This window comes from Metabacillus sp. 22489, from assembly GCF_052044855.1.
GTDB classification, from domain to species: Bacteria; Bacillota; Bacilli; order Bacillales; family Bacillaceae; genus Metabacillus; species Metabacillus niabensis.
This window is the reverse complement of sequence record NZ_JBQENT010000006.1, coordinates 14211-35384: the sequence shown is the minus strand read 5'-3', so window position 1 is coordinate 35384 and position 21174 is coordinate 14211. Positions and strand designations below refer to the sequence as shown.

General features: G+C 35.9%; 20 protein-coding genes and 1 other annotated feature. Of the genes, 16 read left to right on the top strand and 4 right to left on the bottom strand.

The genetic code is table 11. From position 1 onward, the window contains the following. Positions 1–5 precede the first annotated feature (5 nt). The 7 genes from argJ (at position 6) to ACTJJ9_RS05190 (ending at position 8838) form a co-directional block, all read left to right on the top strand. A complete protein-coding gene (argJ, locus tag ACTJJ9_RS05220) occupies positions 6–1238 on the top strand; it encodes a bifunctional ornithine acetyltransferase/N-acetylglutamate synthase (protein WP_304951818.1) in 1233 nt (410 codons plus the stop codon). Between the two features lie 10 nt (positions 1239–1248). Beyond that, positions 1249–2031, top strand: a complete 783-nt coding sequence (argB, locus tag ACTJJ9_RS05215; RefSeq protein WP_145581415.1) for an acetylglutamate kinase — start codon at positions 1249–1251, stop codon at positions 2029–2031. Further along, positions 2028–3188 carry an acetylornithine transaminase gene (locus ACTJJ9_RS05210; protein ID WP_145581414.1) on the top strand — a complete coding sequence of 387 codons (1161 nt, stop codon included), beginning with the start codon at positions 2028–2030 and terminating at the stop codon, positions 3186–3188. The genes argB and ACTJJ9_RS05210 overlap by 4 nt, the downstream gene beginning before the upstream one ends. A 132-nt stretch (positions 3189–3320) precedes the next feature. Next, entirely contained in the window at positions 3321–4391 is a 1071-nt protein-coding gene (locus tag ACTJJ9_RS05205; protein ID WP_145581413.1) for a carbamoyl phosphate synthase small subunit, read from the top strand. Continuing rightward, positions 4384–7467, top strand: coding sequence for a carbamoyl phosphate synthase large subunit (locus ACTJJ9_RS05200; RefSeq protein ID WP_145581412.1), 3084 nt, complete (start codon positions 4384–4386; stop codon positions 7465–7467). Before ACTJJ9_RS05205 ends, ACTJJ9_RS05200 begins: the two co-directional genes overlap by 8 nt. A gap of 131 nt (positions 7468–7598) precedes the next feature. Then, on the top strand, positions 7599–8543 hold the full coding sequence (argF, locus tag ACTJJ9_RS05195) for an ornithine carbamoyltransferase (protein WP_095300807.1): 945 nt from the start codon (positions 7599–7601) through the stop codon (positions 8541–8543). A 115-nt stretch (positions 8544–8658) separates the two neighbouring features. Then, complete coding sequence (locus tag ACTJJ9_RS05190; RefSeq protein WP_095300806.1) at positions 8659–8838, top strand: YjzC family protein; 180 nt, start codon at positions 8659–8661, stop codon at positions 8836–8838. A gap of 66 nt (positions 8839–8904) precedes the next feature. Here the strand turns inward: ACTJJ9_RS05190 and ACTJJ9_RS05185 are convergent, their stop codons facing one another. After that, complete coding sequence (locus ACTJJ9_RS05185; protein ID WP_095300805.1) at positions 8905–9096, bottom strand: YjzD family protein; 192 nt, start codon at positions 9094–9096, stop codon at positions 8905–8907. 472 nt (positions 9097–9568) lie between these two features. Here ACTJJ9_RS05185 and ACTJJ9_RS05180 point away from each other — a divergent pair, with 472 nt between their 5' ends. The 4 genes from ACTJJ9_RS05180 to ACTJJ9_RS05165 all read left to right on the top strand — a co-directional run bounded on the left by ACTJJ9_RS05180 (position 9569) and on the right by ACTJJ9_RS05165 (position 12554). Beyond that, positions 9569–10327 carry a hypothetical protein gene (locus ACTJJ9_RS05180; protein WP_186324171.1) on the top strand — a complete coding sequence of 253 codons (759 nt, stop codon included), beginning with the start codon at positions 9569–9571 and terminating at the stop codon, positions 10325–10327. Between the two features lie 202 nt (positions 10328–10529). After that, complete coding sequence (locus ACTJJ9_RS05175; RefSeq protein WP_145581410.1) at positions 10530–11282, top strand: NAD(P)-dependent oxidoreductase; 753 nt, start codon at positions 10530–10532, stop codon at positions 11280–11282. Positions 11283–11354: 72 nt separating this feature from the next. Next, on the top strand, positions 11355–12308 hold the full coding sequence (locus ACTJJ9_RS05170) for a BMP family ABC transporter substrate-binding protein (RefSeq protein WP_145581409.1): 954 nt from the start codon (positions 11355–11357) through the stop codon (positions 12306–12308). A 63-nt stretch (positions 12309–12371) separates the two neighbouring features. Then, positions 12372–12554, top strand: coding sequence for a ComZ family protein (locus ACTJJ9_RS05165; protein WP_095300800.1), 183 nt, complete (start codon positions 12372–12374; stop codon positions 12552–12554). 22 nt (positions 12555–12576) lie between these two features. Here ACTJJ9_RS05165 and ACTJJ9_RS05160 read toward each other — a convergent pair whose 3' ends face one another. Beyond that, positions 12577–12870: a hypothetical protein gene (locus ACTJJ9_RS05160; RefSeq protein WP_095300799.1), complete on the bottom strand. Its 294-nt coding sequence runs from the start codon at positions 12868–12870 to the stop codon at positions 12577–12579. Positions 12871–13154: 284 nt separating this feature from the next. Here ACTJJ9_RS05160 and ACTJJ9_RS05155 point away from each other — a divergent pair, with 284 nt between their 5' ends. The 4 genes from ACTJJ9_RS05155 (at position 13155) to ACTJJ9_RS05140 (ending at position 17232) form a co-directional block, all read left to right on the top strand. Beyond that, entirely contained in the window at positions 13155–14087 is a 933-nt protein-coding gene (locus ACTJJ9_RS05155) for a beta-ketoacyl-ACP synthase III (protein ID WP_145581408.1), read from the top strand. 53 nt (positions 14088–14140) lie between these two features. Further along, entirely contained in the window at positions 14141–15379 is a 1239-nt protein-coding gene (fabF, locus tag ACTJJ9_RS05150; protein WP_145581407.1) for a beta-ketoacyl-ACP synthase II, read from the top strand. 217 nt (positions 15380–15596) lie between these two features. Then, on the top strand, positions 15597–16370 hold the full coding sequence (locus ACTJJ9_RS05145) for a DUF2268 domain-containing protein (RefSeq protein ID WP_186324169.1): 774 nt from the start codon (positions 15597–15599) through the stop codon (positions 16368–16370). Between the two features lie 106 nt (positions 16371–16476). Then, entirely contained in the window at positions 16477–17232 is a 756-nt protein-coding gene (locus tag ACTJJ9_RS05140) for a YjbA family protein (protein WP_095300795.1), read from the top strand. Positions 17233–17398: 166 nt separating this feature from the next. Here the strand turns inward: ACTJJ9_RS05140 and trpS are convergent, their stop codons facing one another. Continuing rightward, positions 17399–18391: a tryptophan--tRNA ligase gene (gene trpS / locus ACTJJ9_RS05135; protein ID WP_145584816.1), complete on the bottom strand. Its 993-nt coding sequence runs from the start codon at positions 18389–18391 to the stop codon at positions 17399–17401. A gap of 55 nt (positions 18392–18446) precedes the next feature. Beyond that, positions 18447–18656, bottom strand: a binding site (T-box leader). 81 nt (positions 18657–18737) lie between these two features. Next, complete coding sequence (locus ACTJJ9_RS05130) at positions 18738–19094, bottom strand: DUF3899 domain-containing protein (RefSeq protein ID WP_145584818.1); 357 nt, start codon at positions 19092–19094, stop codon at positions 18738–18740. A gap of 398 nt (positions 19095–19492) precedes the next feature. On the opposite strand from ACTJJ9_RS05130, the gene ACTJJ9_RS05125 reads away from it, so the two are divergent. Continuing rightward, positions 19493–21166 (top strand): peptide ABC transporter substrate-binding protein, encoded by a 1674-nt coding sequence (locus ACTJJ9_RS05125; protein WP_095300792.1) that lies wholly within the window; start codon positions 19493–19495, stop codon positions 21164–21166. Positions 21167–21174: the final 8 nt, after the last annotated feature.

Here is a 21174-nt window from a genome sequence, read left to right as displayed (position 1 = left end):
AAGCAGTGTTACAAACGAAGGAAACCTCTACAATTACAAAAATTGAAAATGGATCAGTTATTACACCAAAGGGATTTTCAGCAGATGGTGTACATGCTGGCTTAAGATATTCCAAAAATGATTTAGGTGTCATCTTTAGTGAAGTACCTGCCAATTGTGCAGCTGTATATACACAAAGTCATTTTCAAGCAGCACCATTAATCGTAACTCAAGAAAGTATTGCAAAGGAAGGCATGCTACAGGCGATTGTTGTTAATAGCGCAAATGCGAATGCATGTACAGGTGAACAAGGCTTAAAGGATGCCTACGAAATGCGTGAGCGAAGCGCAAATATCCTCCAAATAGAAAAACACTATGTAGCAGTTGCTTCAACTGGTGTCATCGGAGAGTTTCTAAAAATGGATAAAATTCGAAATGGCATTGATTTATTAAAGCCTGAAGCAACAGAGGAAGCTGCAATCGACTTCCAACAAGCCATTTTAACGACAGATTTAGTTATGAAAGCTTCATGCTATGAAGTTATGATTGATGGGAAAAAGGTAACGATTGGTGGGGCAGCTAAGGGTTCAGGGATGATTCATCCAAACATGGCAACGATGCTTGCTTTTGTTACAACAGACGCAAAAATTGATTCGGAATCGTTACAATCACTATTAAGTGAAACAACAGATAAGACGTATAATCAAATCACGGTTGATGGTGATACTTCTACAAATGATATGGTTGTAGTTATGGCTAACGGTTTAGCTGATAATGAACCATTAACGAAAAACCACCCAGAATGGGAAGCTTTTAAGTCGGCATTTCAAGCAGTTAGTGAGGAATTGGCAAAGCAAATTGCAAAAGATGGTGAAGGTGCAACAAAGCTAATTGAGGTAGAGGTAACGGGAGCGAAAACGAAACAAGAGGCAAATGTTGTCGCGAAGAAAATTGTTGGCTCTAGTCTTGTAAAAACAGCTGTTTATGGAGCGGATGCTAACTGGGGAAGAATCATTTGTGCAGTTGGCTATAGTGAAGCTGCTGTAGAACCTGAAAAAATTGATATTTTCTTAGAGGATCTTTGTTTATTTACGAATAATAGTCCACAGCCTTTCTCAGAGGAAGTCGCAGCAGAATATTTAAAAAGAGACCAAGTGAAAATCCTAGTGAATTTAGGGGTAGGCGAGGAAACCGGTAAGGCATGGGGCTGTGATTTAACATATGATTACGTGAAAATTAACGCAAGCTATCGAACATGAGGGGATTAAAATGTCTAAAACAGTTGTATTAAAATGTGGCGGAAGTACAGTACATCAGTTGTCAGAATCATTTTTTCAAAGTTTACAAGCATTGATGGAAAATAACTGGAATGTCATGATCGTTCACGGTGGCGGCCCAGATATAACAAACATGTTAAAAGCTTTAAAAATTGAGACAGAGTTTTTTAATGGGCAGCGAAAAACAACTGCAGAAGTATTGGAAATTGCTGAGATGGTTCTAGCGGGTAAAATTAATAAGCTTCTAACAAACTTACTGCAACAAAAAGGACTAAATGCGATAGGTCTTTCCGGAAGTGATGGAAGGCTATTACAAGCCGAATATTTAGATAAGGAAAATTTAGGGTTAGTCGGCAAAGTAACAAATGTCCATACAGAAGCTGTTTCATTATTAATGGAAAATGGGTATATACCTGTAGTTGCTCCGCTAGCACGAACTGTGAAGAATGAAACCCTTAATGTTAATGCTGATTTGGCTGCTGCGGCAATCGCTAATGCTGTTGGTGCAGAAAAATTTCTATTTGTTACAGATGTACCGGGAATTTTAAATGAGAACAAACAAGTGATTGCTGAGATTACACCATCTGAAATCAATTCTCTTATTGCTGAGGAAGTGATCACAGGTGGAATGATTCCAAAGGTGCAATCTGCATTAGCAACACTTTCAGATAAGTGTCAAGAGGTTATTATTGCAAGTGGCCAACGAGCAATAATCGAAAATGGATGTTTTACAGGAACGAAAATTGTAAAAGGAATGGAGGTTTCCCAAACATGAGTTATTTATTTCCTACTTATGCTAAATGGAACGTCACAGTTAAAGAAGCAAAAGGTTCATGGGTAACAGACGTTAACGATAAAAAGTATTTAGATTTTGTTTCGGGGATTGCCGTTTGTAATCTTGGGCATGCAAATGAAGATGTTTTAGATTCAGTAAAAGAACAATTGTCAAAATATTGGCATTTATCAAATATGTTTCACCAGCCTATACAAGAGGAAGTTGCAAAGCTTCTCGTTGAAAATAGTGATGGAGAGGCAGTGTTCTTTTGTAATAGTGGTGCAGAAGCAAATGAGGCTGCAATTAAACTTGCAAGAAAGCATACTGGTAAAACAAAAATCGTAACTTTTCTCAAGTCGTTCCATGGAAGAACCTTTGCTACAATGTCAGCTACAGGTCAAGAAAAAATTCATAATGGCTTTGGTCCATTACTAGAAACGTTTACCTATTTACCATACAATCAGCTTGAACCGCTTGATGAGTTACAGGACGATGTAGCAGCAATTATGCTGGAGGTAGTCCAAGGTGAAGGTGGAGTTATACCGGCACATAACGATTTCATTGAAAAGATAAAGGAAACATGTGACCGAATTGGAGCTCTTTTAATTATTGATGAAGTTCAAACTGGAATTGGAAGAACCGGAAAACCATTTGCTTACCAACATTTTAATCTTTCTCCTGATATCGTAACATCTGCCAAAGGTCTTGGAAGTGGTTTACCTGTTGGTGCAATGATTGGTAAGAAAGAGTTAATTAAATCGTTTCAAGCAGGAAGTCATGGCTCTACGTTTGGAGGAAATCCGATAGCAATGGCATCTGCAAAAGCAACTTTAACAAAAATCTTTAATAAGGAATTTTTAGCTAGTGTTGAAGAAAAAACTAAGTATTTAATAAGTAAATTAAACCAAGAAATTGGTGAACATCCTTTTGTAAATGAAATCCGTGGAAAAGGCTTACTAATTGGAATTGAATGTAATGAACAAACTAGCTCATTGATTGTTCAATTAAGAGAAAATAACCTTCTAACGATCGGTGCAGGTCCTGAGGTCATTCGTCTTCTGCCACCATTAAATGTTTCCGTTGAAGAGTTAGATTTGGCTGTTGAGATTATTGCAAAAACTTTTGCAGCTGTAAATCAATCCGTAACTGCTCAATAAGGTTGAGCATTTTTTAAACAAAACGTTGAATAAAAATACTCAACTTCTAATATTTATCCAATACAATAGTAGTATGGTGTAAATAGCCGGTCTACTAACAAAAGGAACAATAGACAAACGAGGTGTAAACAGATGAAAGGATATCTCCATCTTGAGGATGGTTCAGTATATGCTGGTGAATTAGAGAACGGGTCACCAGAGGATATAAACGGCGAAATTGTTTTCTTTACTGGAATGACGGGGTATCAGGAAGTTCTAACTGATCCTTCATATAAAAATCAAATTGTAGTATTCACTTATCCTTTAATTGGTAACTACGGGATTAATTTTAGTGATGACGAGAGTAAGAAGCCACAAGTTAAGGCAGTGGTAATGTATGAATGCACAAAAAATTATTCTCATTATGAAGCAAAGCACAGTATTAAGGATTACTTGCAAAAGTGGAATATACCGATCATCTACCATATAGATACACGTTCAGTTGTTAAAAAAATTCGCCATCAAGGCTCAATGGCAGCAACCATCTCCATGAGTGCAAAGATGGAAGAGCATCCATGTGCAATTTTTGAGGATGGTGTTTTTGAAGTAACATCAACATCGATGGAAACGTATGGTGAAGGAAATACGCATATTGCATTAATAGATTTTGGTTACAAAAAATCAATTGTCACGGCATTAGTAGAACGTGGCTGTAAAGTAACGACAGTCCCATTTAAAATGATCGATAAAATAAAGGATATGAAGCCAGATGGTGTCCTCTTATCGAATGGACCAGGGGATCCAGAAAAGCTATCAGATTATTTCTCTACAATTAAACAAATTGTTTCTTCTTATCCAACATTAGGGATATGTCTTGGACATCAGTTGATTGCCCTATCCTTTGGAGCAAAAACGAAAAAGCTGCTTTTCGGACATCGTGGTGCAAACCAGCCTGTATTTGATGAGAAAACAAAAAGAGTATTTATGACATCGCAAAATCACAGCTATGTTGTTATTGGTGACAGTTTAAAAGAAACGGATTTGACAGTCCGCTTTTATCATATAAATGATGAATCTATAGAAGGGCTTACACATCCTACATTACCAATCGTAACGGCTCAATTTCATCCAGAAGCACATCCAGGTCCATCTGATAGTGAATGGATATTTGATGAATTTTTAGATCTAGTTACAGCTGTAAAAGGAGATATACTTTATGTCTAAAAACCAATCAATTAAGAAAATCGTTGTAATCGGTTCAGGTCCAATTATTATTGGGCAGGCTGCAGAATTCGATTATGCTGGTACACAAGGTTGTTTAGCCTTAAAGGAAGAAGGCTATCAAGTTGTATTAGTAAATAACAATCCTGCTACAATTATGACTGATGAAGAATTTTCAGATGTCCTCTATTTTGAACCACTAACAATTGAAAGCTTAACTAAAATTATTGAAAAGGAAAGACCAGATGGATTGCTTGCATCTCTAGGTGGGCAAACAGGACTTAACCTCGCAATGGAGCTTCATGAAGCGGGTGTGTTAGAGAAATATAATGTGCAATTACTAGGTACATCGATTGAATCAATTCGTAAAGGAGAAGACCGTAACGAGTTCAGACAATTGATGTATGATTTAAATGAACCAATTCCTGAAAGTGCGATCGTTACGACATTAGATGAAGCACTCGACTTTTCAAGTAAAATAGGCTTTCCAATTATTATTCGTCCAGCCTATACACTTGGTGGCAAAGGTGGCGGAATCGCAGCTAATAAAGATGAGTTTGTTAAGCTTGTGAAAAGTGGCCTACAAGCAAGTCCGATTACACAATGCTTAATTGAAAAGAGCATTGCCGGCTTTAAAGAAGTCGAATATGAAATGATACGCGACCATAAAGGCACATGTATCGCTGTATGTAATATGGAGAATATTGATCCAGTAGGTGTTCATACAGGAGATTCTATCGTTGTCGCTCCATCGCAAACATTGACAGACCAAGATTACCATATGTTAAGAAGTGCAGCAGTGAAAATTGTCTCAGCACTTGGTGTAGTCGGTGGATGTAACATTCAACTTGCTTTAGATCCGTTAAGCAAGCAGTATTATGTCATTGAAGTAAATCCACGGGTCAGCAGATCGTCTGCTCTAGCATCAAAGGCTACTGGTTATCCAATTGCAAAAATCGCTGCTAAATTAGCTGTCGGCTACACGTTAGAAGAACTGAAAAACCCATTAACGATGAGTACGTACGCTAGCTTTGAACCTGCTCTTGATTATGTTGTCGTTAAATTTCCAAGATGGCCATTTGACAAGTTTAACAAAGCGGATCGTAAGCTTGGAACAAAAATGAAAGCAACTGGTGAAGTTATGGCAATCGAGAGAAATTTAGAGGCTGCCTTGCAGAAGGCTTGTGATTCTCTTGAACTCGATAATATTGGAACTCATTTACCAGAGCTTGAAAAAATGTCAACTGAAGATTTAGTAGATTTAATGATTAAAACAGACGACCGTCGTTTTTTTGCTGTAATGGAATTAATTCGACGCGATTTTGCTATTGAAGAAATTCATCGTTTGACAAAAATGGATCATTATTTTCTTTCTTGCTTTAAGCACATTGTTGAACTTGAAAAACAATTGAAGCAAAAGGACTTAACAACAATGGAACCAAATTACCTTGCAACGCTTAAAGAAAAGGGATTTTCAGATCGTACGATTGCGACATTGCTTAATGCGGATGAATTAGAAGTAAGAGAGTTAAGAAAGTCGTTTCAAATTAAAGCATCATATAAATATGTAGATACTTGTGCAGCAGAGTTTGAAGCACGGACAAATTATTTTTATTCAACTTACTTTGGAGAAAATGAACAGCCGGAGTCATCGACTAAGAAAAAGATTCTTATTATCGGATCGGGACCAATTCGGATTGGTCAAGGAATCGAATTTGACTATAGCGCTGTTCATGGGATAAAGGCTTTAAAACAGCTTGGCTTTGAAGCAATCATGATAAATAACAATCCGGAAACTGTAAGTACTGATTTTGAAACAGCTGACCGGTTATATTTTGAACCGATTACGCTTGAACATGTTTTAAATATTGTTGAATCTGAAAAGATTGATTCCGTTATCGTTCAATACGGTGGGCAAACAGCGATAAATCTTGCTGAAAAATTAGAGTCTGCTGGTGTTCCTTTATTAGGTACAGATACTGAAACGTTAGATTGGCTAGAGGATCGGGATAAATTTTATCAATTATTAGACGAACTTTCGATTCCTCATGCTGTAGGGTTAACGGCAAATCATGCGCAAGAGGCGATAAATGGTGCAAACGAAATTGGCTATCCTATTTTGTTAAGACCATCATACGTTATCGGTGGAAAAGGTATGGTTGTCGTTCACAATGAAGAGACTCTAACAACTCTTCTGTCAGAAAGTACAAATATGATTTATCCTATTTTAATTGATCAATTTGTGCAAGGATTAGAGGGTGAAATTGACCTTATTTCAGATGGGGTAGAGGCGTTTATTCCAACATATATTGAGCATGTTGAGCCAGCAGGAGTACATTCAGGTGACAGCTTAGCGATACTTCCATCGCAAAACCTATCGGACGAAAACAAAAGAGTTATTGCAGAATATGCTAATGCCTTAGTGAAAAAGCTAAATTACCGAGGCATTATGAACATTCAATTTTTAATAAAAGAGCAGCAAATATATATATTAGAAGTGAATCCACGTGCAAGTCGGACAGCGCCAATAATTAGTAAGGTTACGGGAACTCCGGTAATTAAGCATGCAACACATTTATTGTGTGGGAAAAAACTAAGCGAATTATCAATTCAAATTTCTGAAGCAGATGATTGGGTTGCTGTGAAATACCCTGTATTCTCAAGCCATGCGCTTCACGATGTTGATATTACGCTCGGACCTGAAATGAAAGCTACTGGAGAAGGAATGTGTGTCGGGCAATCTGTTAAGAGTGTTTACAAAAAAATCTTTGTTAAAGATTTAGAATCAATTAAATCTGTATTCTTTGATGTAGAAGATGAAACAGCGCTTCAAGAAACAAGGCTTGCTGGTCTTCACCCATTAACAAATAATTTTGAGGAGTGGGTTGAAGGAGAAAAGGGAATCTTTGTTTCACTTAAAGACAATGAGGATGGGAAATTAAAACGACAACAAGCATTAGAAAAGGGTATGATATTATTTACAAATCTTACGACGTATTATGCAAGTCTTCAGGCTCTGACAGCTTCCGATGATAGCATATTGTCCATGCAACAGCTGACAAAACGTGTGAAGGCTTAAAGAAGGTTTAATAAGGGATGAGGTCGTTTAGTGAGCAGTGCTTGTCCCTTAATAAACAGTTCCAATTATTAAGGATATCATTTAACAGAGGAACGCCTCTTTCTCTATATGACAAAGGAAGTGTATAACAAATGAGTAACGTGAAACTTAAAGAGAAAAAAACTGTAGCTAAAAGAGATTTTTTAACACTATTAGATTATAGCAAAGAAGAAATTCTTTATTTCATTGAAGAAGCATTTAAGCTTGAAGAGAATCCAATTCAGCCGCTACTTAAAGGAAAAACATTAGCGATGATTTTTGAGAAATCATCAACAAGAACACGTGTATCATTTGAAACGGGAATGCTGCAATTAGGGGGGCATGCACTTTTCCTAAGTAGTCAGGATCTTCAATTAGGTAGAGGAGAGCCTATTTCTGATACAGCAAAGGTACTATCTGGTTATGTTGACGGTATTATGATTCGGACATTCGGTCATGACAAAATTGAGGAATTAGCTAAGCATGCTACGATTCCCGTAATTAATGGATTAACAGATTTATTTCACCCTTGTCAGGCTCTCGCAGATTTAAAAACAATTTATCGATTAAAAGGAAAGTTTGAAGGGGTAAAAACAGCTTACTTAGGTGATGGAAACAATGTCGCACATTCCTTAATGATTGCTGCAGCCAAAGTAGGCATGGACTTTTCGATTGGCTGTCCAAAAGGGTATGAACCTGAGCAATGGGTTGTAGAAGAGGCATTAAAAATTGCAAAGGAAACTGGTGCAACGATTTCGATTGTAAATGATCCAATTGAGGCTGTTAAGGATGCTGATATTCTTTATACCGATGTTTGGGCAAGCATGGGACAAGAAAGTGAACAGCAAGAACGTATCATTGCTTTTAAAGGATATCAAGTGAATGATGAATTAGTTAAACACGCAAAGTCAGACTATCATTTCCTCCATTGCTTACCAGCGCATCGGGAAGAGGAAGTTACCGCATCGATTATTGATGGAGAGCATTCGGCTGTATTTGAACAGGCTGAAAATCGATTGCATGTGCAGAAGGCATTATTAAAAGAATTATTATCGTAATGAAGAGGTGGAATCAATCATAGTGTTGATTCTACCTTTTTTTGGCTTGAACGAACATGCAACATGAAATAGGTGTGACTGGTAATACTAATGAAAGCAAGAGAGGAGGGATAGTATGGGTCAACAACATCGATTTAGAGCTGGTCAAAAGGCTCCTAATAATGGAATTTATGTAGAGATTGGCGAAACGGGTGATCCTGTGACAAATCCAGGACAGGTAAAACTAAAAGCAGGTGACCGTTTTCCGGAAACAGCAAATCATAATCGTCAATGGACATATAAACGTAAGCCTTAAAATAAATGGATTAAAGCTGAAAAAAACCCTACAGGTTAGTAGGGTTTTTTTCAGTCTGAATATCAATTAATGATGTTCATGATTTGCAACTGGATCGTTAGGGATCACTTCTGCAATAATAAAGATGATAACGATTGCAATGACAGCTAATATGCTTGAAGAAGCGAAGTCATAGTGACCACCTGTCATTGCGTTAACAACATATGATGCCATATGTATTAAGAGGAAACTCCAAAAGAATGTCCAAAAGAAACGCATTGCATTCACCCCATTTTCCAAACGAGTACTAAGTATATACTATCATAATTTAAATTGAAAGAAAATGAACCTTTATAAAAAATCTACACAACCTTTTCAATACAAGTTATGTTTGACTATATTTATCCTTTTAGTGATAGCGTCCCATTCTTTTTACTAACGTATACATACATTATAAATAAGGAAAAAGAATAAAATGGTTTCACAATCCTTTTTCAACCTTGGGAATTTAAATCGAGCAAGTTTTGAGAGCAATTAACGAAACAAATGAACAGTTTGGCTTTGTTACACCTGGCTGCTTAAATCCACTACAGACATTTTCAATCTAAATGTGATTCCAATGATTCGCGCATCAAAGTTTAAGTCTTACGAATTACACTCGAGATCAATAAATTGCACTTATCTCAATCGCTTTTTTAGCATAGCTAACAAGCTAACATTTAAATAGAAGAAAATGACATTTTCAATTTTAATGAAAGAAGAGAAAGGTGGTGGGCAAGTGATTACGGAGCGCTTTTTTCAAATCGAAACAGAATGGAATGTTGTTCATTTACCATATAGGCCAAATGGATTTGGTGTATTAATACTCGGAGATCGCACGGATTTTGTTGATGAACAAACGAGCTTTTGGCATCAGCACTATGGCAGACATCAGCTTATAGCTGATTTAATGAACAAAGGATATACGTTATTTCAATCGAATTTATATGGAAGCAATTGGGGAAGTCCCCGTGCTGTCACGATGGCAAAGCATCTCTATCATTTAATAATGAAAAAAGAAATACTAAATCAAAAAATTCATATATTATCTGAAGGAATGGGGGCTTTAACAGCATTACAGCTAATGGATATAATGTCTGATAATATACGTTCAGTGGCAATGATGAATCCTTGCCTAGACCTCCCAGCGCATCTAGATAGAGAAAAAGAGCATAAATTATTCTATAAGCAATTGGTGAAGGAAATTGCAGCTGCATATGAAACAGAGGAAAAGAGAGTTCCTTCATTAAATCTTCCATCAATGTATAGTTCCACATCGACAAAGCCGGTTCGGATATGGCAAAGAATGAATCATACTATATATGAAGCAAAAACTCATTGTAAAAAGTATGAGCTTTTAAGAAGTAAATTAGGAAGTCCTATTCAACTCATTTATCACATTGGAGATAATCCATATCGGATTAATCAATCAATTATAAAATTTTATCAAGAAAACGAAAAAGAATTATAAATTTAAAAATTTATATTATGCTAATTAATTACAAAAAAGCTCTAGGGCTTCTTTAGATAGTAATCACCGTTAATCTGGGCAGTTGCTCATTTAATACGGTGATTTTTTGTGTTTAAAGCTCAACTCACATCATTACTTTCAACTTATATTTTTTACGTCTTATGCATAGAATCCAATATCTGTTTATTAAGGAGAGAAGAGCATGGATAAGCATGTACTTGTTTTTGGTGCACATACATTTCTAGGATTTTCATTATGTGAAAAGTTTGTAAATGAAGGTATTGAAGTGGAAGCGGAATTACTGGAAGTGAAAAATGACCTTCATAAAAATTTACTTGAAGAGCGTCTATTTATGGTTGGCAGGAATGCTCTGTTCCACATGAGAAATAGGGAAGAGAGCTTAAATTTAGAATTTGTTGATTTGATTATTTATTGCTGTGATGATAGCAAGGATAGAGAATTACTTGCCCAAGATCGAGAGCAAATTAAATATGCAGTGGAAATGTCAAAAGCTTTACAAGTGCCACTTGTTTTTATTTCGACCTATAGTTCAAATGTTGAAAAACAAAAGCATAGGAAGCATTGTGAGCAATATTTTTTAGCGAAGCTCGATAAAGTTACAATTCTTAAGCTTCCTTTTGTATATGGACCGTTTCAATCGATAGTAACAAACGGTTCAAAATATGTGTTAGAAGAAAGAAATTTTCTTATTTTTATCAAGGATGCTGTTGAAGCGATATATAAGCTACTAGAAAATATTCATCATGGGAAAACCTATTATATCCTTTGTGAAGGTGATAAACAGAAAGGAAAAGAACGATATTACAATCCTAACTGTGAAGAAGAAGAGTTTGATATAGTGGTGATTGAAAAGCCAATTAGCTTAAGGGAAGGCTTAAAGAAATTGACAGACTTTAATGAGAAATATAAACATCTTATAGAGGAGAAAGATTGATTATGCTTGTGCTTAGAAAGAGGTAAAGGCTAAAATATAAGCATTACAAATTAATATGAAAGGGGGTTGACCATGTACAAAAAGATTGGTTTTGTTCTTATTATATGTATTTTTCTTTTTAGTTGTGGACAACCTACTGCATCAGGGAAGCTTCAAAATGTCGGCTTGCTTGTCCCGGAAACGATTGATGATCAAGTTTGGGGAATGAATGGATACAAAGGTCTATTGAAAATTCAATCACAACTCAAAGTTGATGTCTTTTATAAGGAAGGGATGACAGAAGAAGTAGCTATCCGTAATGCAATTGACGAGTTTCAAGCACAGGATGTAAACCTAATATTTGGGCATGGAAATGAATATATTACTATTTTTAATAAGATTGCAAAGGAATACCCAAATATTCATTTTGTTCTTTTTAATGGGAATGTTGATGGTGATAACTTAACAAGTCTAAATTTTAATTCCCATGCAATGGGATTTTTCGGTGGGATGGTTGCCGGAGAAATGACTAAATCAGGAAGGGTTGGCGTTCTCGCTGCATTTGAGTGGCAGCCTGAAATTAATGGCTTTTATGAAGGGGCATCTTTTCAAAATGACCATGTACATGTTGATATAAGATATGTACAAGATTGGAATGATAGTGAAAAGGCGATGCCACTCCTAGAAGAAATGATAAGTGCAGGAACAGATATTATATATGTTGCCGGTGATGGCTACAATGTATCTGTAATTGAAAGGCTTAAGGAAGAAGGATTGTTTGCGATTGGATTTGTTTCAGACCAATCTGATCTAGGGAAGACAACGGTTTTAACTAGTACGGTTCAGCATATTGATACCTTGTATGAGCTTGTTGCTTCTCAATTTAATGATGGCAAATTAGAAAGTGGAGAGCTTTATTACGATTTTCAGGATGGAGTCATTACAATGGGGAATTTTAGTCCTCTAGTTGATGAGGATTTCCAATTAAAGCTTGAAAAGGATATAGAAGAGTATAAGAAGAGCGGACAGCTACCGAATCAGCTATAAATATACTATAATTTATAATACCCTATAAAGGTACATAATCTAATTTATCAAGGAGTGAAGAAGATGGAACAACATCCGAAAGCAATGGAGTTTATGCAAATTGCGATGAAGTACTTACCAGAGGCAAAGCAAAAATTAGAGGAATCAGGAATTGAACTTTCACTGGAAACCATTCAACCTATGATGGAGCTTTTTACTAAAGTCATGGGTGAAGCTTATGATTTAGGTAAGCAAGAAGCGAAATAAGAGGCTGCATAGCGCAGTCTCTTTATATTTTCTTTTTAATATAATCAATAATTGGGGAAAACTCTTTTAGGACAGGCTTAAGCTTGTCAATCGAGTTCATAATATCGCCAATTTGCTCCATTATAGTAAAATAATTTGCGTCGTCACCTACTGTGTTTTCAGGCTTTATTTCATGTTCTTTCCGTTCCATATTTGGACGTCTGCCAAACATTAGCTCTGTAAAGCGATCAACTTTTTGATCCTGTTCTTTTTGTTCGATATGCTGTTCCTTTTCTTCAATTTGCTCTTCTTTCTTCACTGACTCTTCAAATTCCATTAATATCACTCCATTACAAATCATTTCCATTGATACTAATACTTTATGTTAAGAAAATATACATGTTCTAGTCAGTTGTACATTCGACGACAATGAATGCTCGGAATGGGTAAAACTCCTGTATTTTGCTAAGAAAGATACTGATATAGAAATATAATGATTGAAAATAAAATCTGAATAAGATAAAATTAGTACCAAGTCATAATGATTGGTATAAAATAGACTCCTTTTTTTGGGGTTAAACTAGTCAATGAATCATACCTATTTGTAAAGGGGTTGTACATATGAACGCAGGCATCATTGGAATGGGACGATTCGTTCCCGAAAAAGTTGTAACTAATACTGATTTAGAAAAAATAATGGATACGTCCGATGAATGGATACGTACAAGAACTGGAATTGAGGAAAGAAGAATAGCGGATGATTCAACGAAAACCTCCGATATGGCATTTTATGCAGCTGAAGAAGCGATAAAAAATGCTGGAATATCTGCAGAGGATATTGATTTGATTCTTGTTTCTACTGTTACACCTGACCAACCTTTCCCAACAGTTGCTTGTATGCTACAGGAAAGATTAGGTGCTAAAAAGGCAGCGGCGATGGATATAAGTGCAGCATGTGCAGGCTTTATGTATGGAATGATAACGGCAAAGCAGTTTATTGAGTCCGGAGCTTATAAATATGTATTAATCGTAGGAGCGGAAAAGCTATCAGCAATAACTGATTGGAATGATCGGAATACTGCAGTTCTATTTGGTGACGGTGCCGGAGCCGCTATTATGGGACCTGTAAGTGAAGGAAAAGGCATTTTGTCGTTCGAACTTGGTGCAGATGGAACAGGTGGAAAGCATTTATATCAAGATGAATACATCATCATGAATGGAAGAGAAGTTTTTAAATTTGCTGTTCGACAAATGGGTGAATCAAGCGAAAATGTTATAAAAAAAGCAGGATTAAGTACGGAGGATGTTGACTTACTTATTCCACATCAAGCAAATATCCGAATAATGGAGGCTTCTAGAGAGCGTCTAAATCTACCGGTCGAAAAAATGTCTAAGACTGTTCATAAATACGGAAACACATCTGCAGCATCGATTCCAATTTCGTTAGTAGAGGAAATTGAAGCTGGTAAAGTAAAAGATGGTGACGTAATCGTAATGGTAGGATTTGGTGGCGGATTAACATGGGGTGCAATTGCACTTCGATGGGGTCGTTAAAGTAAACAATAGATATTTAATATAGATTAAAAAACTTAAGTGAGGTGCTATCAATGGAAAAGAAGCGAGTAGTCGTAACGGGATTAGGTGCTGTAACTCCAATCGGTAATGATGTTCAAACAAGTTGGGAAAATGCGATAAAAGGTGTTTCCGGGATTGGACCAATTACACGTGTAAATGCTGAAAATTATCAAGCAAAGGTTGCAGCAGAATTAAAGGACTTTGATATTGAACAATTTATGGATAAAAAAGCTGCGAGAAAAATGGATCGATTCACACAGTATGCTGTTGCAGCCTCAATGATGGCTGTAAAGGATGCAAATTTGGAAATTACAGATGAAATCGCACCGCGTGTAGGTGTTTGGATTGGCTCTGGTATTGGTGGAATGGAAACCTTTGAGGAACAATACAAAATTTTATTAGAAAAGGGACCACGTCGTGTTAGTCCGTTCTTTGTTCCAATGCTTATTCCTGATATGGCAACTGGACAGGTATCAATTGCCTTAGGGGCAAAAGGTTTTAATTCCTGTACAGTAACAGCATGTGCAACTGGAACGAATTCAATCGGTGATGCATTTCGAGTTATCGAACGTGGAGAAGCAGATGTAATGGTTACAGGTGGTGCAGAGGCTCCACTTACCGAAATGTCATTTGCTGGATTTACTGCAAATAAAGCATTATCAACAAATACTGATCCAAATACAGCTAGCAGACCTTTTGATAAAGACCGTGATGGATTTGTTATGGGTGAAGGGGCAGGAATCATTGTTCTCGAGGAATTAGAGCATGCATTAGCACGTGGCGCTAACATCTATGCTGAAATTGTCGGCTATGGTGCAACTGGTGATGCTTATCATATAACTGCACCTGCGCCAAATGGTGAAGGTGGTGCTCGCGCGATGCGTTCAGCAATTGAAGGTAGCGGCTTGGATGCAACAGATATTGATTATATTAATGCGCATGGTACAAGTACACAATACAACGATAAATTTGAAACACTTGCAATTAAAGAAGTGTTTGGTGACCATGCATATAAGCTTGCAATTAGCTCAACAAAATCAATGACAGGCCATTTACTTGGTGCGGCAGGTGGAGTTGAAGCGATTTTTAGTATTCTTACAATAAAAAATGGTATTATTCCACCAACAATTAATTATACAACTCCAGATCCTGATTGTGATTTAGATTATGTACCAAATGAAGCTAGAAAACAGGAAGTAAAGGCTGTTTTAAGTAATTCATTAGGCTTTGGCGGTCATAACGCTACGATTATATTCAAAAAATATGAATAAATGCTTCAGACCTGAGTAGGTTTACTCAGGTTCTTTTTATTAGACGCTTTAAACATGTTTGGGGTGTTTTGTTGTAGGAATATGCTTATCCAGGAGTCTCCTTCAAATTAACAACGGATTAAAATCGTTAACGGGAAGTACCGTTTCTTAACTCAGCTTTGGCCATATGTATCCCTCTTTAATTATTCAACATATAGTGAGAGAGGGGGGATGGATCATGACGATTATGAATACTGTTAAATGGCTAAAGGAGATTTCTGATCTTAAAGAGGTTTATTCTTTATTAAAACCATATTTTCACGGATTAAATGAGCGGGAAATCAAAAAACAGCTTCAAGCATATGGGATGTACAAACATGGAGATAACTTAAAGAAATGGATAAATCACACTGAGAAAAATAACATCTTTTCATTTCTGAAACAAGAAGAAAAAATGCTAAAGGATAAATGGAATGGACCTAATATTCCAATTTTTATTTTTCCGTGTGATGAACATAATCGTAAAATTGCTTCTGAATACAATGGTCGTGCAGGAGTCGCCTTTAATAATAAATTGTTCTTATTTCTCTCTTCAGATATAAGCAAAAGGGACATAAAACCGTTGTTAATTCATGAATATCATCATGTATGTAGGTTAGCTGCGATTGATAAAAACGAAAAAGACTTTACATTATTAGATACGATTATTTTAGAAGGCATGGCTGAAAATGCTGTACGTGAAGAACTTGGAGAGGAAGCGACATCCTCCTGGTCTAAACGGTACAATGAAGCACAATGCTCCACCTTCTATAAAAACATCATCAAGCCAAATCAGAATGTATCAAGGGAAAACCCGAAATATACACAATTGCTTTATGGAACTGGTTTTTATCCGAATATGGTTGGCTATAGTGTAGGATTCTATTTAGTTAAAAAGTATATGGATGTTACCGGAAAAAGCATAAAAGAAATATTCTCCTTACCAGCCTCTGTATTAGTAGAAGAAAAATGAAAATGAAGAGCAAAACTGACTATGCATTATCTGCATTTGATGGAATAATTTCTCTGTTTTTTGCCTATACTGTTTGACAAATGGTATTGAAGTGAGGGGTAAAAAAATGTTATTTCTTCATGATGTTTGGGTAAATTGGTTTGAAGGTGAAGAGAACGGATACAACGTCTGTCATTTTCATGAGTGGAGAAAGGATGACAGTGTTGAGCTTCTCGATCAGGTTCCCCTATTAAAGGTTAATTCCCTTCTATTTGACTACATTGAAAATAATCTGGCGGAATTACCACCTGGTCTTTTAAAGGATGTTTTTCAAAAAGCGTATATTAGAAAAAATCATGAACGTATTCAACTAGATTACTGCTTTGTTATAACAGATGGGATCGGTATATTAGCAGTTGATACAATTGGATATACGATTCCAATTCGAAAAAGTAGGATTATTCCTAGGCAAGAACAGTTAGTATTTGAAATGATAAAGGATGTTGAAGAAGAATCCTATTCAGCAGAAGCTATGAAAGAGGGATTGGCAGAAAAGGAATATCATATCCTTTCATTAGCTCCTGAACACGTTCGCGGCTTAACTAGAAAAGAAAGACAATTAAAACAGCTATTATTTATGGCTCTTGATCAATTGCAAAGTACAAAAAATGCAGCAGAAGTAAAATATTGGTATACAGAATGGAATCCTACAAAGTATCATGAGATTCAGGAAAGTGAATTTGATGAAGTCTGGCAGAAGCTCTATGAGGAAACATTAGAGGGATGGTCTAATAAGCATGTACATTTATGTGAACGTCTAATAAAAGGACAACCCTTTTTTGAAAAGCTATGGGATATGGAGCACGAATCAAAAGTAAATTAATCAGTCGTTACATAAATGGAAAACGATGTGTACTTTTTAACGGTACACATCGTTTTTTATAGAACTTTGTTTTCCTGAAATGTAAAACCAAATGAAAGTCAATGTAGCAAAATAATTTAAATATTTGAGCCGATTTGTCGGAAGTATAGCATGAGTTTCCTCTTTCTTACTTTCGTTTTCTTCCTAGACCCATTGCATTCTCCATTTTTTTAACCATTTTACTCGCTACGACATTAGCCTTTTCGGCTCCCTTATCTAAGATTTCATCCAATATACTTGATTCCATAAGTTCATTGTATTTCTCTTGGATAGGGGCTAATGTTTGAATGATAACTTCTGCGACATCACCTTTGAATTCACCATAGCCTTTACCTTCGTATTTCGCCTCAATATCTTCAATGGATAGATTAGCAAGATTTGAATAGATAGATAGTAGGTTTGATATTCCTGGTTTATTTTCTTTATCATACTTGACGATTCCCTCAGAATCGGTAACCGCACTTTTAACCTTTTTCTCGATTTGTTTCGGTTCGTCCAGCAGCGTAATAAATGCTTTTTGATTTGGATCAGATTTGCTCATTTTCTTTGTCGGTTCCACTAAAGACATAATTCGTGCGCCTACTTTTGGCATTCTTACTTCAGGTATAGTAAAGATGTCATTATACTTTTTGTTAAAGCGTTCTGCTAAATCTCTCGTTATTTCCAAATGCTGTTTTTGATCTTCTCCTACAGGTACAAGATCAGTTTGATAGAGAAGAATATCTGCTGCCATCAATGGTGGATATGTAAGAAGTCCAGCTGAAACTGCCTCCTTACCTTTTGACTTATCTTTAAATTGTGTCATTCTTTCAAGCTCACCTATATAGGAAAGACATTGTAGCATCCATCCAGCTTGGGCATGTGCTGGTACTTCAGATTGAATAAATAATGTCGCCTTTTCAGGATCAATTCCTACTGCTAAATATAATGCAGCTAGACTACGAATATTTTTACGTAATGCTAATCGGTCTTGCGGAACTGTAATCGCATGCTGGTCAACGACACAAAAATAACAGTTATAATCATCTTGAAGCTCTACAAATTGCTTTAATGCTCCAATATAATTACCTAATGTTACTGATCCGCTTGGTTGTATTCCAGAAAAAATCGTTTTCTTCATTCTATTTACCTCCAAATTAAATTTGTCCATATAAAAAGGCCCACTCGTACCCACTGTTAGGGACGATGGACCGCGGTGCCACCCTACTTATTTCTATAAAAAGAAAATCACTCAAATCTTTAACGCAAGATAAACGTCTGTACATACTATAATTTCAATACAGATGCTCGAAAGTCCATTCCATATTCTCCAATACCTGTTCACAGCTTCCACAGGCTCTCTGAAAATGAAAGTAATATGTACTACTCTTTGTCATCGCTCACTATTTTTTTCTAATTATAAAAAACGTTGCTGCATTTTGCAAATTGTTTTTATTGTGTTATTTCCGATATTCAACAATACATCCTTAATTATAATAGATAAAAAGCGCAATAAGCATGATGACAGCCATCAGAATTCCATTAAATAGGAAGAGTGAGTGATCAAATTGAATTAGTTTAGAAACAGGAGGGATTTCATCAACTTCCTTTTTGGAAAGCTCCTTCCCTTTTGAAACAAACATTCTTCTAAAACCATATGTAAAAGCATCAAAAAAACCACTTTTCACTGTAATTAATAACAGTGAAACAAAAAGAAAAAATGCACAAATAATAAAAGAAGTATTGATAAAAAGGAATAAAGTTAATTTATGGTAAATTATAAGGGGAAGTAAAATTGCAGCGATTAAAGACATAATAAATAGTGTAAACAACTTTCGTATCAATTTATATCATTCCTTTAAGAGATTGTATAAATATTATATCAGATGAAGAAGAAAGCTTAAACTAGGCGTAAATTACTATCCTAGTAGTATTTATTGTTAGAATCTTCACAATATTCATGATTAATTTATTGATGAAACTAAGTTATGAATGGCTGATCTTGTAAGATAATGTAACCATTTACGATTCAACGTTTTAAAGCGTTTATCCAGTTTAGTGTTAAATAATAGAAGATTTTCTGAAAATTTCACATAGGTCTTTTTTACTATTTTTTCGGTTGAATTACTTATTATTATTGAATGTGCATAAGGTTTATTGAAAAAATAAATGCACAATTGTTTGAATACTTGTATAATAATCTCTATACTAAAAACTTAAAGAATAAAGGGAGGTCAAATTTATGAAAAAGTCGAAATTTTTTCTACTTTTAGCATTAACACTTGTGCTAAGTTCGTTCTTAGCTGCATGTGGTGGCGGTAGTGATGAAAAAGAGACAGGCACTACTGACAAAGAAGCAAAACAAGAAATTAAAGCTTTGGAGTCAGCGAAGATTCCTTCAATGGATAGTGTAATGGCTCAAGATACTGTAAGTTTCTCAACATTAAACAATGTAAACGAAGGTTTATATCGTCTTGACCAAAATCAAGAGGTTGTTCCAGGAATGGCTGATGGTGATCCTGAAATTAGCGAAGATGGAACAGTTTACACTTTTAAATTAAGAGATGCAAAATGGTCAAACGGTGACCCTGTTACTGCACACGATTTCGTATTTGCTTGGAAGCGTGCAATTGACCCAGCAAATGCTTCTCCGTATGGTCCATATATGATGGATGGAAAAATTAAAGGTGCAGCAGAAATTTCTGCAGCAGCTGCAGCGAAAAAAGAGTACAATCTTGACACTTTAGGTGTTAAAGCAATTGATGATAAGACTTTAGAAGTTACATTAGAAAGACCAATTCCATACTTTAAATCTTTAATGGCATTCCCAACGTTCTATCCACAAAACCAAAAGTTTGTTGAAGAACAAGGCGAAAACTATGCTAAGACAGGTGAAAACCTAGTATATAATGGTCCATTCACATTAGAATGGGGCGGAAGCACAGAAGCATCATGGAAATATAAAAAGAATGAAAACTATTGGGATGCAGATACAGTTAAGTTAGAAGAGGTTCAATGGAATGTTATCCAAGAGCCAAGCACTGCTGCAAACCTATTTGATACAGGGGAAGCTGATATTACACCGAAGCTTTCATCTGATATAGTTCCACAATATGAAGGTGACGAAAGATTAGTTAACTGGTTAGAGCCAACAATTTTCTGGTTAAAAATGAACCAAAAAGAAAATAAAGCGTTACAAAACCCTGATATTCGTAAGGCGATTGCACAAGCGATCAATAAAGAAGACTTTGTAAATGGTGTATTAAACAACGGATCAATCGTTGCGAACTATGCAGTTCCACAAGAATTCGTTCATGATGAATCAGGTAAAGATTTCCGTGAAATTAATGGGAATGAATTATTACCTTATAATGTAGATGCTGCAAAAGAATCTTGGGAAAAAGGTTTAGCAGCTATTGGAACTGACAAAGTTGAAGTTAGATACTTAACAGATGATACTGAATCAGCTAAGAAAACTGCTGAATACATTAAAGAACAATTAGAATCAAACTTACCAGGTATTTCGGTTGTTGTTGAAAGTGTACCATTCAGCGTCCGTTTAGACCGTGAAAACACACAAGACTATGACCTTCAAATGGCTGGTTGGGGTCCTGACTATTTAGACCCAATGACATTCTCTGACTTGTGGTTAACAGGCGGAGGAAATAACAAGATGAGCTATTCAAATCCTAAATATGACAAACTTGTAAAAGATGCTCAAACAACTTTAGCTCAAAAACCTGCTGAACGTTATCAAGCTTTAGCTGAGGCTGAAAAAGTATTATTAGAAGAAGATGCTGCGATTGCACCAATTTATCAACGTTCTTCTAACATCTTAGTGAGTGAAAAAGTTGAAAACTTCACATATCACTTAGTTGGTCCTGAATATAGCTACAAATGGACTTCTGTAAAATAATTTTTTAG

What these genes read in the sequence shown, in the direction of transcription:
- ACTJJ9_RS05155 (WP_145581408.1), top strand. Translation starts at nt 13,155, where the DNA reads ATGAACGCAGGCATCATTGGAATGGGACGATTCGTTCCCGAAAAAGTT.
- argB (WP_145581415.1), top strand. Translation starts at nt 1,249, where the DNA reads ATGTCTAAAACAGTTGTATTAAAATGTGGCGGAAGTACAGTACATCAG.
- fabF (WP_145581407.1), top strand. Translation starts at nt 14,141, where the DNA reads ATGGAAAAGAAGCGAGTAGTCGTAACGGGATTAGGTGCTGTAACTCCA.
- trpS (WP_145584816.1), bottom strand. Translation starts at nt 18,391, where the DNA reads ATGAAGAAAACGATTTTTTCTGGAATACAACCAAGCGGATCAGTAACA.
- ACTJJ9_RS05180 (WP_186324171.1), top strand. Translation starts at nt 9,569, where the DNA reads ATGAAAGAAGAGAAAGGTGGTGGGCAAGTGATTACGGAGCGCTTTTTT.
- ACTJJ9_RS05205 (WP_145581413.1), top strand. Translation starts at nt 3,321, where the DNA reads ATGAAAGGATATCTCCATCTTGAGGATGGTTCAGTATATGCTGGTGAA.
- ACTJJ9_RS05125 (WP_095300792.1), top strand. Translation starts at nt 19,493, where the DNA reads ATGAAAAAGTCGAAATTTTTTCTACTTTTAGCATTAACACTTGTGCTA.
- ACTJJ9_RS05165 (WP_095300800.1), top strand. Translation starts at nt 12,372, where the DNA reads ATGGAACAACATCCGAAAGCAATGGAGTTTATGCAAATTGCGATGAAG.
- ACTJJ9_RS05210 (WP_145581414.1), top strand. Translation starts at nt 2,028, where the DNA reads ATGAGTTATTTATTTCCTACTTATGCTAAATGGAACGTCACAGTTAAA.
- ACTJJ9_RS05200 (WP_145581412.1), top strand. Translation starts at nt 4,384, where the DNA reads ATGTCTAAAAACCAATCAATTAAGAAAATCGTTGTAATCGGTTCAGGT.
- ACTJJ9_RS05160 (WP_095300799.1), bottom strand. Translation starts at nt 12,870, where the DNA reads ATGGAATTTGAAGAGTCAGTGAAGAAAGAAGAGCAAATTGAAGAAAAG.
- ACTJJ9_RS05190 (WP_095300806.1), top strand. Translation starts at nt 8,659, where the DNA reads ATGGGTCAACAACATCGATTTAGAGCTGGTCAAAAGGCTCCTAATAAT.
- ACTJJ9_RS05185 (WP_095300805.1), bottom strand. Translation starts at nt 9,096, where the DNA reads ATGCGTTTCTTTTGGACATTCTTTTGGAGTTTCCTCTTAATACATATG.
- ACTJJ9_RS05140 (WP_095300795.1), top strand. Translation starts at nt 16,477, where the DNA reads ATGTTATTTCTTCATGATGTTTGGGTAAATTGGTTTGAAGGTGAAGAG.
- argF (WP_095300807.1), top strand. Translation starts at nt 7,599, where the DNA reads ATGAGTAACGTGAAACTTAAAGAGAAAAAAACTGTAGCTAAAAGAGAT.
- ACTJJ9_RS05145 (WP_186324169.1), top strand. Translation starts at nt 15,597, where the DNA reads ATGACGATTATGAATACTGTTAAATGGCTAAAGGAGATTTCTGATCTT.
- ACTJJ9_RS05175 (WP_145581410.1), top strand. Translation starts at nt 10,530, where the DNA reads ATGGATAAGCATGTACTTGTTTTTGGTGCACATACATTTCTAGGATTT.
- ACTJJ9_RS05170 (WP_145581409.1), top strand. Translation starts at nt 11,355, where the DNA reads ATGTACAAAAAGATTGGTTTTGTTCTTATTATATGTATTTTTCTTTTT.